Genomic DNA, 20,520 nt, shown 5'->3' with positions numbered 1-20,520 from the left:
CGCCGCGGCTGTCGTGGGTGCCCGGCGCGCCGTTGGGGGGCGGGGGCCGGGGCGCGCCCCCGGCCGCGCGACCCCACGCCCGGCCTCAGGACGACCTGCGCTCCACCAGCTCCGTCGCCAGCACCACCTGGTGCCGCTCCAGCCCCCGTGAGGCGGCCGGACGGCGGTCCGCGATCTCGGCCAGCAGCAGGTCGATCATCGCGCGGCCCATCTCCTCGATGGGCTGGCGCACACTGGTCAGCGGCGGCTCCATATGACGGGCGATGGCCGAGTCGTCGTAGCCGACCAGCGCCACGTCGTCCGGGATGCGCCGGCCCGCCTCGCGCAACGCCTGGAGGGCGCCCGCCGCGGTGACGTCCGAACCGGCGAAGACCGCGTCCAGTCCGGGGCGGCGGCGCAGCAGTTCCACCATCGCGCGGTGCCCGCCCCCCTCGGTGAAGTCGCCCGCCTCGATCAGCCCCTCGTCCGCGTCGTGGCCCGCGTCCCGCAGGGCGTCGCGGTAGCCGTCGACGCGCCGCTGGGCACCGTAGACGTCGAGGCGGCCGGTGATGTGGGCGATGTGGCCGCGCCCCCGGGACAGCAGGTGCTCGACGGCCGAGCGGGCGCCGCCGTAGTTGTCCGAGTCCACCGAGGCCAGTGACTCCGCGGCCGAGCGCGGACCGCTGATCACCGCGGGGATCTCCAACTGGGTCAGCAGGTCGGGCAGCGGGTCGTCGGCGTGCACGGAGACCAGCAGGACGCCGTCCACCCGGTGCGCCGCCAGGTACTGGGCGAGCCGCTCCCGCTCCCGGTCGCTGCCCGCGAATATCAGCAGCAGCTGCATCTCGGTGTCGGACAGTTCGGAGCCGACACCCTTCAGCATGTCCGAGAAGTACGGTTCCGCGAAGAACCGGGTCTCCGGTTCCGGCACCACCAGGGCGATCGCGTCCGTGCGGTTGGCGGCCAGGGCGCGGGCGGCCGTGTTGGGGACGTAGCCGAGTTCCGCGACCGCCGCCTCGACGGCCGCCCGGGTCGCGTCGCTGACCCGGGGCGAGCCGTTGATCACCCGGGAGACCGTGCCGCGGCCGACGCCCGCCCGTGCCGCCACCTCTTCGAGGGTGGGTCGGCCCCCGCTCCGCCCACGCGCTCCGTGGCTTGCCATCGGCTCTGCCTCCCGTCGACACCCCGCACTCTGCGGCTGGCCTGGAATTTAACAGGCCGGTCGGGTGTAATGACCGACTCCGGTCCCTCCACCGCCGTACGGGGGTGTCTCCGCGCCGCTCGCGGCGTCCAGTTAACAGGCCGATAACTGAACGCGATTCGTCGCGTCCGTTCCCTTGACACCCCCGCCCGGACCCGGGACTCTTCAAGTCATCACTTGTGGGAGCGCTCCCACACTACCTGGCACATACACATCCCGCACGTTCCCCGCCCGAGCCGCAGCGACGAACGAACGACATGAAGCAGCGGGCCCAACCAAGTAGTTGGCCGGGGGGTCGGCACGTCAGGGCAACAGGAGGACCCAATGCGAGCAGCACGTACACGATCCGCCCGCAAGGTGGTGGTCATGGCGGCCATCGCGTCGCTGGGCGCCGGGCTGCTGGCCGGCTGTGCCGACGACGGCAACGACGAGGACAACTCGTCGTCGGGCGACAGCAGCGGCAAGACCACGGTCACCCTCGGTCTGTTCGGGACGATGGGCTTCAAGGAGGCCGGTCTCTACGAGGAGTACGAGAAGCTCAACCCGGACATCAACATCGAGGAGAACGTCACCGAGCGGAACGAGAACTACTACCCCGCCCTGGTGAACCACCTCACCACCGGCAGTGGCCTCCAGGACGTGCAGGCGATCGAGGTCGGCAACATCGCCGAGGTCGTCGCCACCCAGGCGGACAAGTTCGAGGACATGTCCAAGGCCGAGGGCGTCCAGAAGGGCAACTGGCTCGACTGGAAGTGGCAGCAGGCCACCACCAAGGACGGCGCCACCATCGGCCTCGGCACCGACATCGGCCCGATGGCCATCTGCTACCGCAAGGACCTCTTCGAGAAGGCCGGCCTGCCGACCGACCGCGAGGAGGTCTCCAAGCTGTGGGCCGGGGACTGGAACAAGTTCATCGAGGCCGGTGAGAAGTACAAGAAGGGTGCCGGCAAGGACACCTACTTCATGGACTCCCCCGGCGGTCTGATCAACGCCATGCTCAGCAGTGAGGACGAGAAGTTCTACGACTCCTCCGGCAAGGTCATCTACAAGACCAACCCGGATGTCAAGAAGGCCTTCGACCTGACCGCCGAGGCGGCCGAGAAGGGGCTGGTCCAGTCGCAGACCCAGTTCCAGCCGGCCTGGGACCAGACCATCTCCAACAGCCTGTTCGCCACCGTCGCCTGCCCGCCGTGGATGCTCGGCACCATCAAGGCCAAGTCCCAGCCGGAGTCCGCCGGCAAGTGGGACGTGGCCCAGGCACCGAAGTCCGGCAACTGGGGCGGCACCTTCCTGGGCGTGCCCAAGAGCGGCAAGCACGTGAAGGAGGCGCAGAAGCTGATCACCTGGCTGACCGCGCCCGAGCAGCAGGCCAAGCTGTTCTCCAAGATGGGCAGCTTCCCGAGCGCGCCCGCCGCGTACAAGCTGCCCCAGGTGACCAGCGGCAAGAACGACATGACCGGTGACGCGCCGATCGGCGAGCTGTTCGCCAAGGCCGCCGAGCAGATCCCGACCCAGGTGATCGGCCCGAAGGACCAGATCATCCAGCAGGGTCTCACCGACAACGGCGTCATCCTCGTCACCCAGGGCAAGTCGGCCGAGGAAGCCTGGGACAACGCCGTGAAGACCATCGACAACAACCTGGAGAAGTGACCGGAATGACCACCCGGCACGACACCGCCGCGTCCCCCGTCAAGGGGGGCGCGGCCCCGGGCCGCCCGCCCGGCGACAGGGGGGCCGCCGAGGCCGAGCGGAAGAAGCGGGACAAGCTCTCCCGCCGCTGGCAGCGGGACATGCGCTGGAGCCCGTACACGTTCGTCTCGCCCTTCTTCCTGCTCTTCCTGGCCTTCGGCCTGTTTCCGCTGATCTACACCGGCTGGGCCTCGCTGCACACGGTGGAGCTGACCGCGCCCACCGACATGAAGTGGACGGGTCTGGACAACTACACCCGCATCTTCGACGACGACTTCTTCTGGAACGCCGCCAAGAACACGCTGTACATCGGCATCATCTCCACGGTGCCGCAGCTGCTGATGGCGATGGGCCTCGCCCACATCCTCAACTACAAGCTGCGTGCCTCGACCTTCTACCGGGTCGTCATGCTGGCGCCGTACGCGACGTCGATCGCGGCGGCCTCGCTGGTCTTCGTGCTGCTCTTCGGCCGTGACTACGGCATGATCAACTGGGTCCTCGACATGGTGGGCCTGGACAAGATCGACTGGCAGAACGGCTCGTGGGCGTCGAAGTTCGCCGTGTCCTCGATCGTCATCTGGCGCTGGACCGGCTACAACGCGCTGATCTACCTGGCGGCGATGCAGGCGATCCCGCAGGACCTGTACGAGTCGGCGGCGCTGGACGGCGCGAGCCGCTGGCGGCAGTTCATCCACGTCACGCTGCCCTCGCTGCGTCCGACGATCCTGTTCACGGTCGTCGTGTCGACCATCGGTGCCTCGCAGGTCTTCGGCGAGCCGCTGCTGTTCGACGCCAACAAGGGCGCCTCGGGCGGTTCCCAGCACCAGTTCCAGACGCTCGGCCTGTACCTGTACGAGCAGGGCTGGGTCAACCAGCACCTGGGCCGCGCCTCCGCGATCGCCTGGGCGATGTTCCTGATCCTCATCGTGATCGGGATCCTCAACGCCGTCATCTCGCGCCGGCTGCGCGCCAGTAGTTAAGGAGAACCGGCCGTGACGACGACCATGACGAAACCCCCGGCCGACGCGGCACCCGAGCCGCCCCGGCGGGGCCGACGACGCTCCAGGGCGTCCCGGGCCGGCGGTACGCTGCACGCCGGGCCGATCGCCTACCTCATCCTCGCCCTGTTCACCATCGGCTCGCTGTTCCCGCTGGTGTGGACGGCGATCGCCGCCTCACGCGACAACCAGCGGCTCGCCCAGACACCGCCGCCCTTCTGGTTCGGCGGCAACCTGTTCGACAAGCTCGAGGTCGCCTGGAGCGACGCCAACCTCGGCGAGGCGTTCCTCAACACCACCATCGTGGCCGGCATCTCGGCGTTCACCATCGTGTTCCTGTCGACGATCGCCGGGTTCGCCTTCGCCAAGCTGCGCTTCCGCGGGCGCAACGCGCTGATGCTGATCGTCATCGGCACGATGATGGTGCCGCCGCAGCTCAGCATCATCCCGCTGTACATGATGGTCGCCAAGCTGGACTGGTCCGACCAGCTCCAGGCGGTGATCCTGCCGTCCCTGGTGAACGCGTTCGGCGTGTTCTTCATGCGGCAGTACCTGCTCCAGGCACTGCCGGACGAGATCATCGAGGCCGCGCGCGTGGACGGCGCCAGCAGTTGGCGCGTGATCTGGCACGTGGTGTTCCCGGCGGCGCGGCCCGCGATGGCCGTGCTCGGCATGCTGATGTTCGTGCAGTCCTGGAACGACTTCCTGTGGCCGTTCCTGGTGCTGACGCAGAACGGCAGTCCGACCGTGCAGGTCGCCCTCGCCGGACTGGGCCGCGGCTACACCCCGGACCAGTCCCTGATCATGGCCGGGGCGCTGCTCGGTACGCTGCCGCTGCTCCTGGTGTTCGCGATCTTCGGCAAGCAGATCGTGGGCGGCATCATGCAGGGCGCCGTCAAGGGCTGACAACCTCACCCCCGGGGCCGGGTCACCGCCGCCCCGGCCCGGGCTTCCCCCCTCGTCCTTCCTCCTCGTCGGTCCCCCCGGTCGGTCCGCCACGACCGGGACGACCCCGCCACGACCCGATATGGGAGCGCTTCCATGCTTGAGTCCGCAACGCCGGTGACCCCGGTGACCTTCCCCCCCGCCTTCCTGTGGGGCGCCGCCACCTCGGCGTACCAGATCGAGGGCGCGGTGCGGGAGGACGGCCGTACGCCCTCGATCTGGGACACCTTCAGCCACACACCCGGGAAGACGGCCGGCGGGGACACCGGTGACATCGCTGTCGACCACTACCACCGCTACCGCGACGACGTGGCGCTGATGAAGGACCTGGGCCTCGGCGCCTACCGCTTCTCCATCTCCTGGCCCCGGGTGCAGCCGACCGGCCGCGGCCCCGCCGTCCAGCGCGGGCTGGACTTCTACCGCCGCCTGGTGGACGAGCTGCTGGCCGCCGGGATCAAGCCGGCCGTCACCCTCTACCACTGGGATCTGCCGCAGGAGCTGGAGGACGCGGGCGGCTGGCCCGAGCGCGACACGGCGTACCGGTTCGCCGAGTACGCGCGGATCGTCGGCGAGGCGCTCGGCGACCGGGTGGAGCAGTGGATCACGCTGAACGAGCCGTGGTGCGCCGCCTTCCTGGGCTACGCCTCCGGTGTGCACGCCCCCGGCCGTACCGACCCGGCGGCCGCGCTGCGCGCCGCGCACCACCTGAACCTGGCGCACGGCCTGGGCACGGCGGCGCTGCGTTCGGTGATGCCGGCCCGCAACTCGGTGGCGATCAGCCTCAACACGTCCGTCGTACGTCCGCTGTCGAAGAGCCCGGCGGACCTGGCGGCGGCCCGGAAGATCGACGACCTGTCGGGCGGCATCTTCCACGGCCCGATCCTGCACGGCGCCTACCCGCAGTCGCTGCTGGAGGCGACGGCGCCGCTGACCGACTGGTCGTACGTCCAGGAGGGCGACCTGGAGCAGATCCGCCGGCCGATCGACGCGATCTGCCTCAACTACTACACACCCACGGTGGTGTCGGCGGCCGACGCGGACTCGCGAGCCCCGCGCGCCGACGGCCACGGGGCGAGCGACCACTCGCCGTGGCCCGCCGCGGACGACGTGGCGTTCCACCAGCCGCCGGGCGAGCGCACGGAGATGGGCTGGACCGTCGACCCGACCGGCCTGCACGAGCTGATCATGCGCTACGACCGGGAGGCCCCCGGCATGCCGCTGTACATCAGCGAGAACGGCGCCGCCTACGACGACAAGCCCGGCGCGGACGGCTCGGTGCACGACCCCGAGCGGGTCGCCTACCTGAACGGCCACCTCTCGGCGGTCCGGCAGGCCATCGCCGACGGCGCCGACGTCCGCGGCTACTACCTGTGGTCCCTGCTGGACAACTTCGAGTGGGCCTACGGCTACGAGAAGCGCTTCGGCGCGGTCTACGTCGACTACGTCTCCCAGCAGCGCACCCCGAAGTCGAGTGCCCTGTGGTACGGGCGGGCGGCCCGCACGGGGGCGCTCCCGCCGGTGGAGTCGGCCGAGTAGTCCCGCGGGAAGCGGGCGGCGGGACAAGGGCGCGGGGCGCGGCATCCGACGGGGGGATGCCGCGCCCCGCTCGTGGGGCCGGTGTGGGGGGAGCCCGGCCCTACTCGAAGGCGGCGAACGCCTTGGAGAAGGCGTTCGTCTCCTGGTCGACGGAGCTGCACGTGGCGTCGGCCGAGGGCTTCGGGCCGCCGGGGCAGGCCTTGTCACGGGTCGAGGACCACATCGACAGTCCGCCGAGGCCCTTGGACTTCGCGAACTCCACCAGCTGGGCGGCGTCCTCGACCCGGAAGACCTCGGAGGCGACGTCGTTGACGCCGATCATCGGCGTGACCGCGACCGTCTTCCAGGCGTCGCCGTCGGACAGTCCGAGGACGCCCTTGATCTGGGCCTGGGTGGCGGTGGCCGCCTGTTCGGCGTAGGTGCCCATGTCGGCGCTGTACGCGGGGCCGTAGTCCATCGCCATGATGTTGACGGTGTCGACGTCCACGCCGTTCCTCTTCGCGTCGGCGAGGAGGTCGACGCCCGCCTGGGTGAGGCCCTCGGGCATCACCGGGAGGGTGAAGGAGACGTCCAGGCCGGGGTGCTGCTTCTGCAGGGCGGCGATGGCCCGGGCGCGGCGGGTGTTGGCGGCCGTGTCGGGCAGCGCCCCGCCCTCGACGTCGAAGTCGACCTTGGTGAGCCGGTAGGCGTCGACGACCTTGCCGTACGCCGCCGTCAGCGCGTCGGCCGACGTGCAGGTCGTGCCCAGTTCGGAGCCGGACGCGCCGCCGAAGGAGACGCGGACGTCGCCGCCTCTGTCGCGCAGGGCGCCTATCTGGCCGGCGACTGCGTCGTTCCCGAGGTCGGTGACGCCGCCCCACTTGGGGGTGCAGCCGCCGCCGTCGGTGACGAAGGCGAGGGTGTAGTCCTTCACGCCGGTCGCCTCGGCGTTCGCGAGCAGGTCGAAGGCCGGGTAGAGGGAGGTGTCGACGTACGGCGCGAACCCGGCGCCCGCGGCCGTGCCGTTGCCGGGAGTACTGGTGGGCGCGGGGGTGGTGGCGGTGCCGGTCGGGGACGGCTCAATGGTGTCGGTGGCCGTGGGGTCCGGTGTGGGGGTCGGGGCCGGGGTCTCGGTGGGGCGGCCGCTGGGCTCGGGGGTGGCGCCGTCGTCCGCCGAGCACGCGGCGTCGTCGACGCGGCAACCGGTCGGGTCGGCGGTGCCGTTGACGACGAAGCCGACCGTGACGGACTCGCCGGCCTTCAGACCGTCCGTGTCCCACTTGGGCGGGGTCACGGTGACGTGCTGTCCGTCGGTCTTCGATTCGGCGTTCCACAGCGAGCCGAGCTTCGCGCCGGAGGGCAGGTCGAACTCCAGCGTCCAGTCCGTCTTCGCGTGCCCGCTGGTGTTGGTCACGACGTACTGCGCGGTGTAGCCCGTCGACCACTCGCTGGTCTTCGTGTACGCGGCGCCGACCGAGGCCGCCTGGGCGGTGCTGGTGAACAGCAGCGCCCCGCCACCGGCCACGGCCGCCGCGACGAGGGCGCCGATCGCCTTGTTCCTGCCACTGACCTTGCGTCGGTGCGTGCGCATCACGTGCCTGCCTTCGCTGTTCACGGTGCCCCCGCGGGAGACCGGCGGGGGCGGAGTGGGGGTGCGGCAGCACGCTAGCGGGCCGGAAACGGGCAAAGCGCCTCATCCGGGCGGGAGTTGGCGATCTTAGGGTGGGCTTAAGGAAGAGATCGGGACCGATTAATGGTCGCGGCCGGCCGGGACTGCCGACGCCGCCTTACGGCCCCACGGTGACCGCGCCGCACCGGTGCCGTCCGCCCGTCCAGCTGGATCCAGATCCGCACCTCGGTGCCGCCGAGCACGGAGGAGCCGATGCGCACGTCGCCGCCGGTCGACTCCGCCAGCCTGCGCACGATGTCCAGGCCGAGCCCGGTCGACCCGTCGGTGCCCGAACCCCGGCCGCGGGCCATCGCCGCCTCGGGGTCGGGTATGCCCGGGCCCGCGTCGGAGACGAGGACGATCACCGCGTCCTCGCCGTTGTGCAGGTCGACCGCGAAGGCGGTGCCTTCGGCGGTGTGCCGGAAGACGTTGCCCAGCAGGGCGTCGAGGGAGGCGGCCAGGTCGGTACGGGCGACGGGTATGCGCACCGGCCGGTCCGCGCCGGCCACCCGCCACTTGCGGCCCTCGTCCTCGGCCAGCGCCGACCAGAACCCCATCCGCTCCCGGACCACCTCGGCCGCGTCGCACCCGGCGCCGGGACCGGCGGCGGCCGTCTGCGGCTTGGCGTCCCGGGCGGTACGGATGATCGTGTCGACCTCGCGCTCCAGCTGCTCGACCGCGGCCCTGGTCTGCTCGGCGGCCGGACCGTCGCCGAGCGAGGCCGTGTTGAGGCGCAGCACGGTCAGCGGGGTGCGCAGGCGGTGGGACAGGTCGGCGGCCAGTTCCCGTTCGTTGGCGAGGAGCTGGACGACCTGGTCGGCCATCGAATTGAACGCGACCGCCGCGCGCCGCAGTTCGTCCGGCCCCTCCACGGGCACCCGCGCACCCAGCTTGCCCTCCCCCAGCTCGTGCGCGCCCTCGACCAGGCGCCGCGCCGGCTGCACCATCCGTACGCCCAGCCGGTCGGCGACCGCGACGGAACCGACGATCAGGGCGGCGCCGACCGCGGCGAGCACCGCCCAGGCGGTGCCGACGCCGTTGGTCACCTCGGACTCGGGGACGTACACCTCGACGACGGCGATCTCGCCGGAGCTGAGCGCGACCGGCTGGAGCAGGGTGGAACCGCCGCCCACCTCGGCGGTGGAGGCCCGCCCCATCTCCCGTACGGCGGCGATGTCCGCGTCGGTGGCGCGCTGCCGGCCGATGTCCGTGGCGCCGCCGGTCCCGGCACCGGAATCGGCGCCCGAACCGGTACCCGGCCCGGCACCGGACGCCGGTATGTGCACGGCCATCCCCGCGTCCGAGGCGGCGGAGGCGACGACGCGCTCCAACTCCTCGCGGTCGGTGGTGATGGACAGCGCCGGGGCGACGGCGGCGGCCTCCCGTTCGGCGTTGGAGAAGGCGCGGTCGCGGGCCATCTCCCGGATCACGAGTCCGAGGGGCACGGCGAAGGCCACCACGACCATCGCGGTGACCGCCAGCGAGACTTTGACCAGGGCCCATCTCATCGTGGCGGCTCCAGCTTCACACCGACGCCGCGCAGGGTGTGCAGATAGCGCGGCCGGGCCGCGGTCTCGCCGAGCTTGCGCCGCAGCCAGGACAGGTGGACGTCGATGGTCTGGTCGTCGCCGTAGGACTGCTGCCAGACCTCGGCGAGCAGTTCCTTGCGGGGGACGACGACCCCCGGCCGCCCGGCCAGGAAGGCGAGCAGGTCGAACTCGCGGCGGGTCAGGTCCAGTTCCACGCCGTCCAGTTCGGCCTGGCGGCGCAACGGGTCGACGGTGAGGCCGCCGACCCGGATGACGGTCGACGGCGCCGCCTCCGCGGGGCCGCCGCGGGCCCGGCGCAGTACGGCCGCCATCCGGGCCGACAGGTGCTCCACGGAGAAGGGCTTGGTGAGGTAGTCGTCCGCGCCCGCGTTCAACAGCCGTACGACCTCCGCCTCGTCGTCGCGTGCGGTGGCGACGATCACCGGTACGTCGGTGAGGCCGCGCAGCATCTTCAGCGCCTCGGAACCGTCCAGATCGGGCAGTCCGAGGTCCAGGATCACCACGTCGAACCGGAAATGGGCGACCTCGCGCAGCGCCTCCAGCGCCGTACCCACACTGCGCACGGTGTGCGAGGCGTGGGTCAGATGCCGGATGAGCGCCGAGCGTACGAACTGGTCGTCCTCGACCACGAGCACACTTGCCATGGGCGGCACCGTACGCCATGCGGAGCAGCCCGGCCTGGGCCTGTGGACAACCCCGTCCGGGTCACCGTCACACCGTGTTCTGGCGACACGCGTGGGGCGCGTGAGGCAGTATGGCCGCGATGCGCAGAGGACTCGTCCACCTGATCGCCTGGCTGCTCGCCACCGGCGCGGCGGTCACGCTGTCGTGGTGGGGCGTCCACGCGGTGATGGCGGGCACCGCCTACGACGCCCCCCGCGCACTGCCCATCACGGCGGCCGACGCCGGTGTGCGGGACGGTGAGCGCGGCGACGGGCGCGACGACGGGGGGTCCCTGGCGTCGTCCACCGGCAGGCCGCCGCCCTCGCGCTCGCCCTCACCCTCGCCCTCGCCCTCGGACAGTGCGGCGCCGGCGCCGGGCGGGACGACGCGCGAACCCACCCCGTCGCGTGCCGCGGCGTCCACCGCACCGCCCGAGGGCCCGGCGAGTTCCGCCCCCGCGGCGTCCGGCCGGGTCAGGAGTTACGACACCGACGGGGGCCGCGCGGTCTTCGACCTCGGCACGTCGTCCGCGTCCCTGGTGTCGGCGACGCCGGGTGCGGGCTGGTCGATGCAGGTGTGGAAGACGGAGTCGTGGATCCGGGTGGAGTTCGCCTCGGGCGCGGACCGGGTGTCGGTGTTCTGCACCTGGCACGACGGGCCGCCCCGGGTGGAGGTCGGCACCTACTGAGCCGGCTGTCCGGCCGGCCGCGGGGCGCCGCTCACCTGAACACGGAGTCAGGCGGCGCGGGCGAGTCCACCGCTGCCGCGTCCGTCACGGGCACGGCGCCGCCGGTGAAGTCCGTGAGCGCGCGGCCGTGTTCCACCCGCGCCGGGTGCGGGTCGGAGGCGGCGCGGCGGGTGAGTTCGGCGATCGGCAGCGGGTGGTCGGAGGCGACCAGGATCGCGTTGCCGAAGCGTTTGCCGCGCAGTACGGCCGGGTCTGCGACGAGGGCGAGTTCGGCGAACCGGCCGGCCGCGGTGGCGATCTGGCCGCGCAGGTGGGCGAGCGGCGGGCCGTCGGCGAGGTTGGCGGCGTAGACCCCGCCGGGCGCGAGCGCGCGCCGTACCTCGTCGAGGAACTCCCCGGAGGTCAGGTGGGCCGGGGTGCGGGCCCCGCCGAAGACGTCCGCGACGACCAGGCCGGCCCAGCCGTCGGGCACCTTGGCCAGCCCGGCGCGGGCGTCGGTGGAGCGCACCCGTATCCGCGCGCCGGGGTCCGGGGGAAGCTCCCGGCGGACCAGGCGGACGAGGGCGGCGTCCCGCTCGACGACCTGCTGGGTCGAGCGGGGGCGGGTGGCGGCGACGTAGCGGGCGAGGGTGAGGGCACCGCCGCCGAGGTGCACGGCCCGCACGGGCTTCCCGGGCGCGGCGGCCAGGTCGATGACGTGGCCGATGCGGCGCTGGTACTCGAAGGACAGGTACGCCGGGTCGTCGAGGTCGACGTGCGACTGCGGGGCGCCGTCGATCAGCAGCGTCCAGGCCCGCGGCCGGTCCCGGTCGGGGACCAGCTCGGCGCGTCCTCCGTCGACGTCCTCGACGACGGCCTCTGCGGCAGCGCGTCCGCGGCGGGTGTTCCTGGACTTTCCCATCGGTCCATTATCGGACCACGGTCGCCGGTCGCGTGTCGCGGGTCGCCGGTCGCCGGTCGCCGGTCGCCGGTCGCGGGTCGCCGGTCGCGGGTCGCGGGTCGCCGGACACCGGTCGCCGGTCGCGGGTCGCGGGTCGCCGGACACCGGTCGCCGGACGCGGGTCGCGGGTCGCCGGACACCGGTCGCCGGTCGCCGGTCGCCGGTCGCGGGTCGCCGGACACCGGTCGCGGGTCGCGGGTCGCGGGTCGCCGGACACCGGTCGCGGGTCGCGGGTCGCCGGACACCGGTTGCCGGGCACGGGCAGCGGTCGTATGGGAGACGGGCAACGGGCAACGGTCGTACAGGCTGCTCAGCGGCAGCTGTCCGCGGCCCTGATGAGCCGGGCCGCCTCGCCCAGCGCGGCCCGCAGTACGGCGGGATCGGTCGCCAGGTCCGCCTCGCCGGGCGGCAGCAGCCAGTCGGAGCCCTCCACGGGCGGCTCGGGCGCCGGGACGACGCGCAGCCCGCGGCCGTCCGTCTCCGTGCAGGTACTGCCCGGCACGTCCCAGGCGGCGGCGGTGCCCGGCGGCACCAGGAATCCCAGCGTGTCGCAGCCGTCGTCGTGAAGCACGGAGCCCATCCCCTCACCGGCTCCCCGCCTGAGGATGTCGACCGCCTCCAGACCCTGCCGGGTCGGCACGGTGACGACGTCACAGGCGTCGCAGGGGGAATCGCTGATGCTGGTGTCCATCCCGGCCTCCACCACGAAACTCCTCCTCGGACGAGCGGTCGGGAGTCGGGGGCCTCCCGGTCCGCCCGGTTCAACGCGGCGGAGCGTCAACGGCTACGGCACAAGGCAGCCGCGAAGGATGGCACTTCATGGCAGATCGTGGATGAGATATCCGGTTTGCAGCCAAACCGTGCGTGGCAGCTCCGTCACAGCCGGTACGTTCTTGCTCGCCGGAAACAGGGCTGCGCCCTCTTCCGGCATGGTTCGACGGTTCGCACGAGAGGACCCGGCCATGGCGTCGTCAACGGCGACCTCCGCCCAGCCCGAACGGCCCCCGCGGCCGAACCTCGCCTTCCGGCGGTTGCGCGGCAAGCGCTCCCCTGCGGAGTTCGCGGCGGCGGTCCGCCGGGCCGCGCGCGAGATCGGCGAGCGGGTCAGCTGCGACGCGCGCTACGTCGGCCGGGTCGAGGCGGGCGAGATCCGCTGTCCCAACTACGCGTACGAGCGGGTGTTCCTGCACATGTTCCCCGGCCGCACGCTCACCGACCTGGGGTTCGCGTCCCGCTCGTCGGTACGCGGACGCCAGGCGCGCACCGCTGGTGAGTCGCGAGGGGCGGGCGAGCCGTATGAGACGCACGACACGCAGGACCTGTACGAGACGCACGACGACAACGAGGAGAGCGACGTGCTGCGTCGCGCATTCATCACGAGCGGTGCCACGGTGGCCGCCGCCTCGCTGGGCCCCCTGGGGCCCGCCCTCGACGCCGCGGCGGCCGGGCACCCCGTGCGCCGGGCCGGGGCGGGCGAGGCCGGCGCCCTCGAGGAAGCCGTCCGCCGGATCCGGCTGCTCGACGACCGGCACGGCGCGGACGGTCTCTACCGGCGCGCGGCGGCCCCGCTGCGCACCGCGTACGCGCTCCTGGACGCCGGCGCTTCCCGGCAGGCGACCGCGGACCGGCTCTGCACGGGCGCCGGTGAACTGGCGATCTCCGTGGGCTGGCTGGCACACGACTCGGGGCGCTTCGACGACGCCCGCTCCCACTACGCCGAGGCCCTGGCCACGGCCCGGCTGAACGGGGACCCGGGCCTGGAGGCCCACGCCTTCTGCAACATGGCGTTCCTGGCCCGCGACGCCGGGCGGCCGCGCGAGGCGGTACGGGCGGCCCAGGCCGCGCGGCGCGCCGCCGGCCCGCTGGGCTCGGACCGGCTGATGTCCCTGCTCGCGCTGCGCGAGGCGGGTGGCTGGGCGGGGCTCGCGGACCGTGTCGGCTGCGAGCAGGCGCTGGCCCGCGCGCAGGCCTTCTTCGAGCGGGGCCGCTCGGACGCCGACCCCGAGTGGATGAGCTTCTACGGTGAGGCCGAGCTGGAGGGGCTGGAGGCCCAGTGCTGGTCCACCCTGGGCGACTGGCCCCGGGCCGCCCGGCACGCGCGGCGGGCGGCGGATCTGCAGGACCCGCACTTCACCCGGAACCTCGCGCTGTACTCGGCGGAGCTGGCCGACGACCTGGCCCGCGGCGGCCGCCCCGACGAGGCGGCGGGCGCGGGCATGCGGGTCCTCGACCTGCTGGGCGAGGTCCAGTCCTCCCGCATCCACACGATGCTGGCCGGAACGGCCCGGGTCCTCCTCCCCCACCGCCGCGCCTCGGACGTCTCCACCTTCCTGGACCGCCACGCGGCGCTGCCGCGGTCGGCATGACGCCCCTCACGGCCTGATCACTGCGGCGCTCGCACGCCGCCCCGGCTGCGGGCAGCGTGCCTTTCCCAGTGCCCGAACGGCCGAGCCGGCAGAGTACGCGGAGAGGCATCCGCGACGCCGGTCCGCGCACCCACCGTCGCCCGGCCCCGACACCGGGCACCGCCGTCACCGGCATGTCACCGGCACGGGCCCGTCAGCCGACGAGATGCCCCGAATCGTTCCAGCTCTCCAGCGCCGGCTCCCCGTAAGCCCACCCCAGCACGGACAGCGACGTCGGATTCAGCCGTATCCGCGCCCCGAACGACACCGGCAGGCCCAGCCACCGCGCCCCGATCGACCGCAGAACGTGCCCGTGGGCGAAGACCAGCACGTCACGGTCGGCCTCCCGCGCCCACGCCACCACCTCGTCCGCGCGTGCGGTGACGTCCGCCGCGCTCTCCCCGTCCGGGGCCCCGTCCCGCCAGATCAGCCAGCCGGGCCGGACGGCCTGGATCTGCTCCGGCGTCATGCCCTCGTACGCCCCGTAGTCCCACTCCATCAGCGTGTCCCACACGCGGGCGCGCTCGCCGAAACCCGCGAGGGCGCAGGTCTCGCGCGCGCGGACCAGCGGACTGGTCCGCACCTCCACGCCGGGCAGCCCGTCCAGCGGCGCCCGGTGCAGCCGCTCGCCGAGCAGCTTCGCGCCGCGCCGTCCCTCCTCCAGGAGCGGCACGTCGGTCCTGCCGGTGTGTCTGCCGGACAGCGACCACTCCGTCTGTCCGTGCCGGGCCAGCAGGATGCGCGGTGCCATGAAGAGGCCTTTCCGGGAGATATGTCTGAGGGGACTCCTCCATCATCCCGTACTGTCCGTGCGGGCAACCCGGGGGGCGATTCCGGCGTCTTTCCGGTCCGAGGGCGCTTCGCGGAGCGGACGCGGGGAGGCCGTAGAGTGGCTCGCCCGTGTCCGTCCAGGCGCGCCAGTAACGAGAAGGGGGAGGGCGATCGGATTGCCGCACACCGAGAAACCGGGCACCGAGGCGGCCCCGAATCCTCGGCTGCGCTGGTGGACCGAGCTGCCGCTCATCGTCCTCGTGTACGCCTGTTACAGCGCCGGGCGCCTGCTCGTGCGGGGCGAGGTCTCCGACGCCGTCGACCACGGTCTGGCCATCCTGGACATCGAGAAGGCGCTCCTCCTCAACGCGGAGCACCCGCTCAACCGCCTCTTCACCGACCAGCCCTGGATCGGCGTACCGGCGGACTTCTGGTACGCGTCGCTGCACTACCTGGTGACCCCGGCGATCCTGATCTGGATCTTCCGCTCCCGCGCCGTGCGGTACCGGGCGGCCCGCACCTGGCTGATGGCGTCCACGTTCATCGGACTCATCGGCTTCACGCTCCTGCCGACCTGCCCGCCCAGGCTGCTGGACGCGAGTCACGGCTTCGTCGACACGATGGCCCAGTTCAGCTCGTACGGCTGGTGGGGCGGCGAGGCGAGTGCGCCGCGCGGCCTGGGCGGGATGACCAACCAGTACGCGGCGATGCCGAGCCTGCACGTCGGCTGGGCACTGTGGTGCGGCGTGATGCTGTGGCGCCACGGCGGCACGCGCACCGCGAAGGTGGCCGGTGTCGTCTACCCGCTGGTGACCACGGTCGTGGTGATGGGCACCGCGAACCACTACTTCCTCGACGCGGCCGCCGGTGCGGCCGTGATGGGCGCGGGGCTGCTGCTGACGCCGTTCGTGCTGCGGACCGCGGAGCGGCTGCGGACCCGGCTCACGGCCCGTTTCGCACCGGAGGCGACCGCTTCCCCGTCCGCCCCGGACGGCGCCGGTTCCCCGATTGTCAGTGCCGGATGCCAGACTTCCGCGGGTGAGCGATTTCCACGGCAGCGCGAGCAGCGGTTCGGACCGGGAGCCGAGCCGGACACCGCCCCCTCGGACGCGGGGGACGAGACTCCGGCACCGGCTCGCTGAGCTGCGCGGTCCCGACGTACCGGCCAAGGCGCTGGACGCGCGTGCCCTGGCCGCCCTCGCCGCCAATCCGGGGTGTCAGCGGCGGGCGATCCTCGACGGCGCCGGGGTGGACAAGGCCTCGCTGGCCAGTGCGCTGGGCTCGCCGTCGGTCTTCGGACAGTCGCAGTTCGCCTTCACGCGGGGCAACGCCTTCGAGGCGAGGGTCAAGGCGGACGGCGGCGCCGAGTTGCTGCGGCTCGCGCACGAGAAGCTGGACCGGGGTGCCGAGCCGCCCGCCGACGCCCAGGTGCCCGACCTGTCCGCGACCGGCCCCGAGGGGCGCGCGGCGCGGACGTCACTGGCCCTGCGCGAGGCCACCGGCACCCCCGGTACGTGGACGCTGCTCGACCATCCGATGCTCGCCCTCGAGGTCGCCGGTTCGCCCGCCTTCCTGGAGCCGGACGCCGTGGTGGTGCATCCGGACGGCAGTTGGACGGTCGTCGAGATCAAGTCCTTCCCCATGCTGGACGGCTCCGCCGACCCGGCGAAGGTCGGCGCCGCCGCACGGCAGGCCGCGGTGTACGTGCTGGCCCTGGAGCGGGTCGCCGCCCGTCTGGACCCGGCCCCGCGGGTACGCCACCGCGTCCTGCTCGTCTGCCCAAGGGACTTCTCCAACCTGCCCGCCGCGTCCGCCGTCGACGTGCGCAAGCAGCGCGCGGTCACCGGCCGGCAGCTGGCCCGACTGACCCGTATCGAGGACATCGCCGATGCGTTGCCCGAGGGTGTCTGCTTCTCCCCCGAGCTGCCGGCCGAGGAGCTGGTGGCGGCGGTCGAGTCGGTCCCGGCGGCGTACGCACCCGAGTGCCTGTCCGCCTGCGAGCTGGCCTTCCACTGCCGTGGCCGGTCCCGCGAGGCCGGTGCGGTGACCTCCCTGGGCCGCCCGGTCCGGGCCGAACTGGGCGGGCTGTCGACGGTCGAGGACGTGCTGGCCGCGGCCCGCGGAGAGGCCGGCGGCCCGGACGATCCGACGGTGGCCGCACTGCGCAGGGCCGCCCGGCTGCGCGCCGAGGCACTCGCCACGGCAGGTGCGGGGCTCGGCGGGGCGGCAGGTGCCGGGCTCGGCGGGAAGACCGGCGCCGGACTCGATGGGAAGACCGGCGCCGGACTCGGCGGGAAGGCCGACGCCGAGGCCAACCGGGTGACCGACGCCGGGGCCAGCCGGGTGACCGACGCCGGGGCCAGCCGGGTGACCGACGCCGGGGCCAGCGGGGTGGCCGGGTGTCGCTGATCACCACACTCGCCCGGCTGGAGGCCGTGCGCACCGGTCGCGCCCAGCCCTCCGCCACCGTCCGGCACCGGCATCTGTCCGGCCGTCCGCTGGTCTTCGTCCCGCTGATCACCGCCGGTGAGGCGGGCGCCCCGCTCGGCGCGCTGGTCGGCACCGACCGGGACGCGCCGCACCTGCTGGTCGTGCCGCAGCCCCGCGACCGCGACCTGCGCTTCACCTTCCTCGCCGAGCTGGCCGACATCGTGCTGCCGCACGTCGAGGCCTGCGCGGAGAGCGTCGAGGCCGCCGAGCGCACCGAGACCGACCCGGAGACGGGCAAGCGGGTCAAGGTCGAGGTCGACCTGTGCGCGGATGCCGCGCAGCTGGTCGTGCCGAGCCGCGCGGGCATCGACTTCGTACGCCTGCTGGGCCGTTCCATGCGCTTTCGGCGTACGGCGGAGCAGGACCCGGAGACCCCACACCCCGCGCCGCCGCGGGTGCCGCTGCTCGGCCGCTGGCTGACCCACTACGGCGAGCGGGCCCGCGTGCCCGGCTCCTCGCTCCTCCTGGCCATGACCGACCTGCTGGGCCGGCACTGGGCGACCGGGCAGTCCACCCTGGAGGACCAGCACCTGGGGGCACTGCTCGCGTGGATCGCGCCTGGCGACGGGGAGCCGACCGGAGCGCAGGCCGCGCGCCGTGCCGAACTCGCGCGCGACGCCGGCGGTCAGCTGCTGTGCCCGCCCGCGGGCCCGGCGACGGACCCGGCCTTCGACAACAAGCTGCTCGCCCCCGCCATCGAGCGCTACGACCGGGCCCGCACCGCGCTGGCCGCCGCCGAGGACGGCCTGGAGGCCGACGAACGGCTTGGCACGCTCACGGCCGCCGAGCGGGAGATCCGCACCCTGGTCGAGAGCCGTACGCGGCCCACCTGGGACTCGGTGTGGCGGGGCCTGGACCTGCTGCGGGAGCTGCCGGAAGGGGCTCATGCCGGGGAGCGCTGGGTCCGCGACCGCTGGTCGTTCACCTCCCACCGCGACCGTGTCCTGGCCGGCGAGCCTCCGCAGCCGCGCCGTGACGACGCGGTGACGGCGGCGAACAAGCTGGCCACGCGTGAGCGCGAGCAGGCACGTCTGGAGGCCCAGGAGGCGTTGGACGATCCGCTGGTGATGGCCGGGCGGCGGCTGTCCGGGGAGGCGTTCGCGGGCGAGGTCGTCGACGTGGTGATGGCGTACAGCGAGAGCAAGCGGCCCGGTCCGCGCCCGCTGGTCACGGTCCGCACGGACGACCGCCCGCACCTGGGCGAGCGGGTGAAGGTCTACCGCTCGCTGGGCGGCAGGCCGCAGGCGGCCGAGTACGTCGGGCCGGCGGGCGATCCCGACGACGGGACGGTCGTCCTGCGGATCACGGACAAGATGGGCCGCGGCAGGGAGCCGGAGGCCGGGTCGGTGCCCGAGAAGGGCGACCTGGTCTGCTTCACCCTCTTCGAGCACGAACAGCGGGGCGGCCCGAAGCTCCCCGACCCGGAGCAGACCCCGTGGACGCACGGCGGCCCGCCCGGCGTGACGGCCGCCGTGCCGGAGGCCGCCGACGCCCAGACCGAGGAGGACGTGCTGTGACCGCAGAGGCCCCCACGGCACACGCCGGCCGAGCTGCCGCTCCGGCCCTCGCCCCGGGCGCGGAGGCGGCCCGCGCCACCGCGGCGATCCTCCACGACACCCTGCACGGCACGGAGCGCGGTGTCGTCGTCGACTCCCCGCCCGGCGCCGGCAAGTCCACGCTCGTGGTGCGGGCCGCGCTGGAGCTGGCCGAGGCCGGCCGGCCCCTGATGGTGGTCGCCCAGACCAACGCGCAGGTGGACGACCTGGTCCTGCGTCTGGCCGAGAAGAACCCGGACCTCCCGGTGGGCCGCCTGCACAGCAGCGACGCCGACCCGTACGACAAGGCGCTCGACGCGCTGGCGAACGTACGCAAGTCCGCGAAGGCCGCCGACCTCGCCGGGCAGGCCGTCGTCCTGTCGACGGCCGCGAAGTGGGCGCACGTCGAGGTGGACGAGCAGTGGCGGCACGCGATCGTCGACGAGGCGTACCAGATGCGCTCGGACTCGCTTCTGGCGGTCGCCGGGCTGTTCGAGCGGGCGCTGTTCGTGGGCGACCCGGGTCAGCTGGACCCGTTCTCGACGGTGGGCAGTGAGCAGTGGGCGGGCCTGGCCTACGACCCGTCCGCGTCCGCCGTGACGACGCTCCTCGCCCACAACCCCGCCCTCCCCCAGCACCGCCTTCCGGTGTCCTGGCGCCTGCCCGCGTCGGCGGCCCGCCTGGTCTCCGACGCCTTCTACCCGTACACGCCGTTCCGCAGCGGTACGGACCACGGCGAGCGGAGCCTGGCCTTCACGGTGCCGTCGGACGGCTCGGGCGCGGACCGCGTGATCGACGAGGCCGCCGCCGCCGGCTGGGGCCTGCTGGAGCTTCCCGCCCGGCACACGCCGCGTACCGACCCGGAGGCGGTGCGCGCGGTGGCGGCGGTGGTCCGGCGGCTCCTCGACCGGGACGGCCGGGCGACGTCCGAGCGCTCACCGGACCCCGCTCCCCTGACCGCCGCCCGCATCGCCGTGGGCACCGCGCACCGCGACCAGGCGGCGGCGGTCCGCTCGGCGCTCGCCGGCCTCGGGGTGAGCGACGTGACCGTGGACACGGCGAACCGGCTCCAGGGCCGCGAGTACGACGTCACGGTCGTCCTGCACCCGCTCTCCGGCCGCCCCGACGCCACCGCCTTCCACCTGGAGACCGGCCGCCTGTGCGTCCTCGCCTCCCGGCACCGGCACGCGTGCATCGTGGTCTGCCGGGCTGGGGTGGGCGAACTGCTGGACGACTATCCGTCCACGGAACCGGTCCAGCTGGGCACGTTGGTGAAGTTCCCGGACGGCTGGGAGGCGAACCACGCGGTGCTCGCGCGTCTCGGGGAGCACCGGGTGACCCCGCGCCCCTGACCACCGCCGCCACACCGGCCCGAGTGTGACGCCCCCACCCCGCCGGACGGAGTCCGGCACACCGCCGCAGGCGGCCGATGGACACAGCCCGGACGGCTGGGAGGCGAACCACGCGGTGCTCGCGCGTCTC

Annotated in this window: 17 protein-coding genes; 10 read left to right on the top strand and 7 right to left on the bottom strand. The window is 73.3% G+C overall.

Annotation, left to right across the window (positions count from 1 at the left end; translation table 11 throughout):
* Nucleotides 1–85: 85 nt before the first annotated feature.
* The gene (locus ACGFYH_RS09245) at nt 86–1,141 is read right to left on the bottom strand and encodes a LacI family DNA-binding transcriptional regulator (RefSeq protein WP_393802491.1); all 1,056 of its coding nucleotides are present in this window, start codon (nt 1,139–1,141) and stop codon (nt 86–88) included.
* A gap of 363 nt (nt 1,142–1,504) precedes the next feature.
* Between ACGFYH_RS09245 and ACGFYH_RS09240 the strand changes: the two genes are divergently transcribed.
* The 4 genes from ACGFYH_RS09240 (at nt 1,505) to ACGFYH_RS09225 (ending at nt 6,348) form a co-directional block, all read left to right on the top strand.
* Nucleotides 1,505–2,830, top strand: coding sequence for an extracellular solute-binding protein (locus ACGFYH_RS09240; RefSeq protein WP_393802490.1), 1,326 nt, complete (start codon nt 1,505–1,507; stop codon nt 2,828–2,830).
* Nucleotides 2,831–2,835: 5 nt separating this feature from the next.
* A complete protein-coding gene (locus tag ACGFYH_RS09235; protein ID WP_393802614.1) occupies nt 2,836–3,849 on the top strand; it encodes a carbohydrate ABC transporter permease in 1,014 nt (337 codons plus the stop codon).
* Nucleotides 3,850–3,861: 12 nt separating this feature from the next.
* Nucleotides 3,862–4,773 (top strand): carbohydrate ABC transporter permease, encoded by a 912-nt coding sequence (locus ACGFYH_RS09230; RefSeq protein ID WP_393802489.1) that lies wholly within the window; start codon nt 3,862–3,864, stop codon nt 4,771–4,773.
* Nucleotides 4,774–4,908: 135 nt separating this feature from the next.
* Entirely contained in the window at nt 4,909–6,348 is a 1,440-nt protein-coding gene (locus tag ACGFYH_RS09225; RefSeq protein ID WP_393802488.1) for a GH1 family beta-glucosidase, read from the top strand.
* Between the two features lie 100 nt (nt 6,349–6,448).
* Here ACGFYH_RS09225 and ACGFYH_RS09220 read toward each other — a convergent pair whose 3' ends face one another.
* From ACGFYH_RS09220 to ACGFYH_RS09210, 3 genes are all read right to left on the bottom strand, one after another.
* Nucleotides 6,449–7,918: a cellulose binding domain-containing protein gene (locus tag ACGFYH_RS09220; RefSeq protein WP_393802487.1), complete on the bottom strand. Its 1,470-nt coding sequence runs from the start codon at nt 7,916–7,918 to the stop codon at nt 6,449–6,451.
* Nucleotides 7,919–8,055: 137 nt separating this feature from the next.
* Nucleotides 8,056–9,504: a sensor histidine kinase gene (locus tag ACGFYH_RS09215; protein WP_393802486.1), complete on the bottom strand. Its 1,449-nt coding sequence runs from the start codon at nt 9,502–9,504 to the stop codon at nt 8,056–8,058.
* A complete protein-coding gene (locus ACGFYH_RS09210; protein WP_393802485.1) occupies nt 9,501–10,190 on the bottom strand; it encodes a response regulator transcription factor in 690 nt (229 codons plus the stop codon). The genes ACGFYH_RS09215 and ACGFYH_RS09210 overlap by 4 nt, the downstream gene beginning before the upstream one ends.
* 119 nt (nt 10,191–10,309) lie before the next feature.
* Here ACGFYH_RS09210 and ACGFYH_RS09205 point away from each other — a divergent pair, with 119 nt between their 5' ends.
* Complete coding sequence (locus ACGFYH_RS09205; protein ID WP_393802484.1) at nt 10,310–10,897, top strand: hypothetical protein; 588 nt, start codon at nt 10,310–10,312, stop codon at nt 10,895–10,897.
* A 31-nt stretch (nt 10,898–10,928) separates the two neighbouring features.
* Here the strand turns inward: ACGFYH_RS09205 and ACGFYH_RS09200 are convergent, their stop codons facing one another.
* Both ACGFYH_RS09200 and ACGFYH_RS09195 read right to left on the bottom strand, forming a co-directional pair.
* On the bottom strand, nt 10,929–11,798 hold the full coding sequence (locus ACGFYH_RS09200) for a spermidine synthase (RefSeq protein ID WP_393802483.1): 870 nt from the start codon (nt 11,796–11,798) through the stop codon (nt 10,929–10,931).
* A 349-nt stretch (nt 11,799–12,147) separates the two neighbouring features.
* Entirely contained in the window at nt 12,148–12,528 is a 381-nt protein-coding gene (locus ACGFYH_RS09195) for a hypothetical protein (protein ID WP_393802482.1), read from the bottom strand.
* Nucleotides 12,529–12,799: 271 nt separating this feature from the next.
* Between ACGFYH_RS09195 and ACGFYH_RS09190 the strand changes: the two genes are divergently transcribed.
* Nucleotides 12,800–14,203 carry a hypothetical protein gene (locus ACGFYH_RS09190; RefSeq protein ID WP_393802481.1) on the top strand — a complete coding sequence of 468 codons (1,404 nt, stop codon included), beginning with the start codon at nt 12,800–12,802 and terminating at the stop codon, nt 14,201–14,203.
* A gap of 193 nt (nt 14,204–14,396) precedes the next feature.
* On the opposite strand, the gene ACGFYH_RS09185 is transcribed toward ACGFYH_RS09190, so the two are convergent.
* Nucleotides 14,397–14,993 carry a histidine phosphatase family protein gene (locus ACGFYH_RS09185; RefSeq protein ID WP_393802480.1) on the bottom strand — a complete coding sequence of 199 codons (597 nt, stop codon included), beginning with the start codon at nt 14,991–14,993 and terminating at the stop codon, nt 14,397–14,399.
* A gap of 196 nt (nt 14,994–15,189) precedes the next feature.
* Between ACGFYH_RS09185 and ACGFYH_RS09180 the strand changes: the two genes are divergently transcribed.
* The 4 genes from ACGFYH_RS09180 to ACGFYH_RS09165 are packed head-to-tail and all read left to right on the top strand — an operon-like array spanning nt 15,190 to nt 20,390.
* Entirely contained in the window at nt 15,190–16,155 is a 966-nt protein-coding gene (locus tag ACGFYH_RS09180; RefSeq protein WP_393802479.1) for a phosphatase PAP2 family protein, read from the top strand.
* Nucleotides 16,052–17,422, top strand: coding sequence for a hypothetical protein (locus ACGFYH_RS09175; RefSeq protein ID WP_393802478.1), 1,371 nt, complete (start codon nt 16,052–16,054; stop codon nt 17,420–17,422). The genes ACGFYH_RS09180 and ACGFYH_RS09175 overlap by 104 nt, the downstream gene beginning before the upstream one ends.
* Nucleotides 17,413–19,020, top strand: a complete 1,608-nt coding sequence (locus ACGFYH_RS09170; RefSeq protein WP_393802477.1) for a hypothetical protein — start codon at nt 17,413–17,415, stop codon at nt 19,018–19,020. Before ACGFYH_RS09175 ends, ACGFYH_RS09170 begins: the two co-directional genes overlap by 10 nt.
* Nucleotides 19,017–20,390 carry an AAA family ATPase gene (locus ACGFYH_RS09165; protein WP_393802476.1) on the top strand — a complete coding sequence of 458 codons (1,374 nt, stop codon included), beginning with the start codon at nt 19,017–19,019 and terminating at the stop codon, nt 20,388–20,390. The genes ACGFYH_RS09170 and ACGFYH_RS09165 overlap by 4 nt, the downstream gene beginning before the upstream one ends.
* The last annotated feature ends 130 nt before the right edge of the window (nt 20,391–20,520 follow it).

It is taken from the genome of Streptomyces sp. NPDC048392, assembly GCF_043200575.1.
Lineage (GTDB): Bacteria > Actinomycetota > Actinomycetes > Streptomycetales > Streptomycetaceae > Streptomyces.
The sequence above is the reverse complement of the archived record's forward strand: the minus strand, read 5'-3'. Positions and strand labels throughout refer to the sequence as shown.

Bases quoted from the DNA above. Each gene is read 5' to 3' on its own strand.
- ACGFYH_RS09245 (WP_393802491.1), bottom strand. From the start codon at position 1,141: ATGGCAAGCCACGGAGCGCGTGGGCGGAGCGGGGGCCGACCCACCCTC.
- ACGFYH_RS09240 (WP_393802490.1), top strand. From the start codon at position 1,505: ATGCGAGCAGCACGTACACGATCCGCCCGCAAGGTGGTGGTCATGGCG.
- ACGFYH_RS09235 (WP_393802614.1), top strand. From the start codon at position 2,836: ATGACCACCCGGCACGACACCGCCGCGTCCCCCGTCAAGGGGGGCGCG.
- ACGFYH_RS09225 (WP_393802488.1), top strand. From the start codon at position 4,909: ATGCTTGAGTCCGCAACGCCGGTGACCCCGGTGACCTTCCCCCCCGCC.
- ACGFYH_RS09220 (WP_393802487.1), bottom strand. From the start codon at position 7,918: ATGCGCACGCACCGACGCAAGGTCAGTGGCAGGAACAAGGCGATCGGC.
- ACGFYH_RS09215 (WP_393802486.1), bottom strand. From the start codon at position 9,504: ATGAGATGGGCCCTGGTCAAAGTCTCGCTGGCGGTCACCGCGATGGTC.
- ACGFYH_RS09210 (WP_393802485.1), bottom strand. From the start codon at position 10,190: ATGGCAAGTGTGCTCGTGGTCGAGGACGACCAGTTCGTACGCTCGGCG.
- ACGFYH_RS09205 (WP_393802484.1), top strand. From the start codon at position 10,310: ATGCGCAGAGGACTCGTCCACCTGATCGCCTGGCTGCTCGCCACCGGC.
- ACGFYH_RS09200 (WP_393802483.1), bottom strand. From the start codon at position 11,798: ATGGGAAAGTCCAGGAACACCCGCCGCGGACGCGCTGCCGCAGAGGCC.
- ACGFYH_RS09195 (WP_393802482.1), bottom strand. From the start codon at position 12,528: ATGGACACCAGCATCAGCGATTCCCCCTGCGACGCCTGTGACGTCGTC.
- ACGFYH_RS09190 (WP_393802481.1), top strand. From the start codon at position 12,800: ATGGCGTCGTCAACGGCGACCTCCGCCCAGCCCGAACGGCCCCCGCGG.
- ACGFYH_RS09185 (WP_393802480.1), bottom strand. From the start codon at position 14,993: ATGGCACCGCGCATCCTGCTGGCCCGGCACGGACAGACGGAGTGGTCG.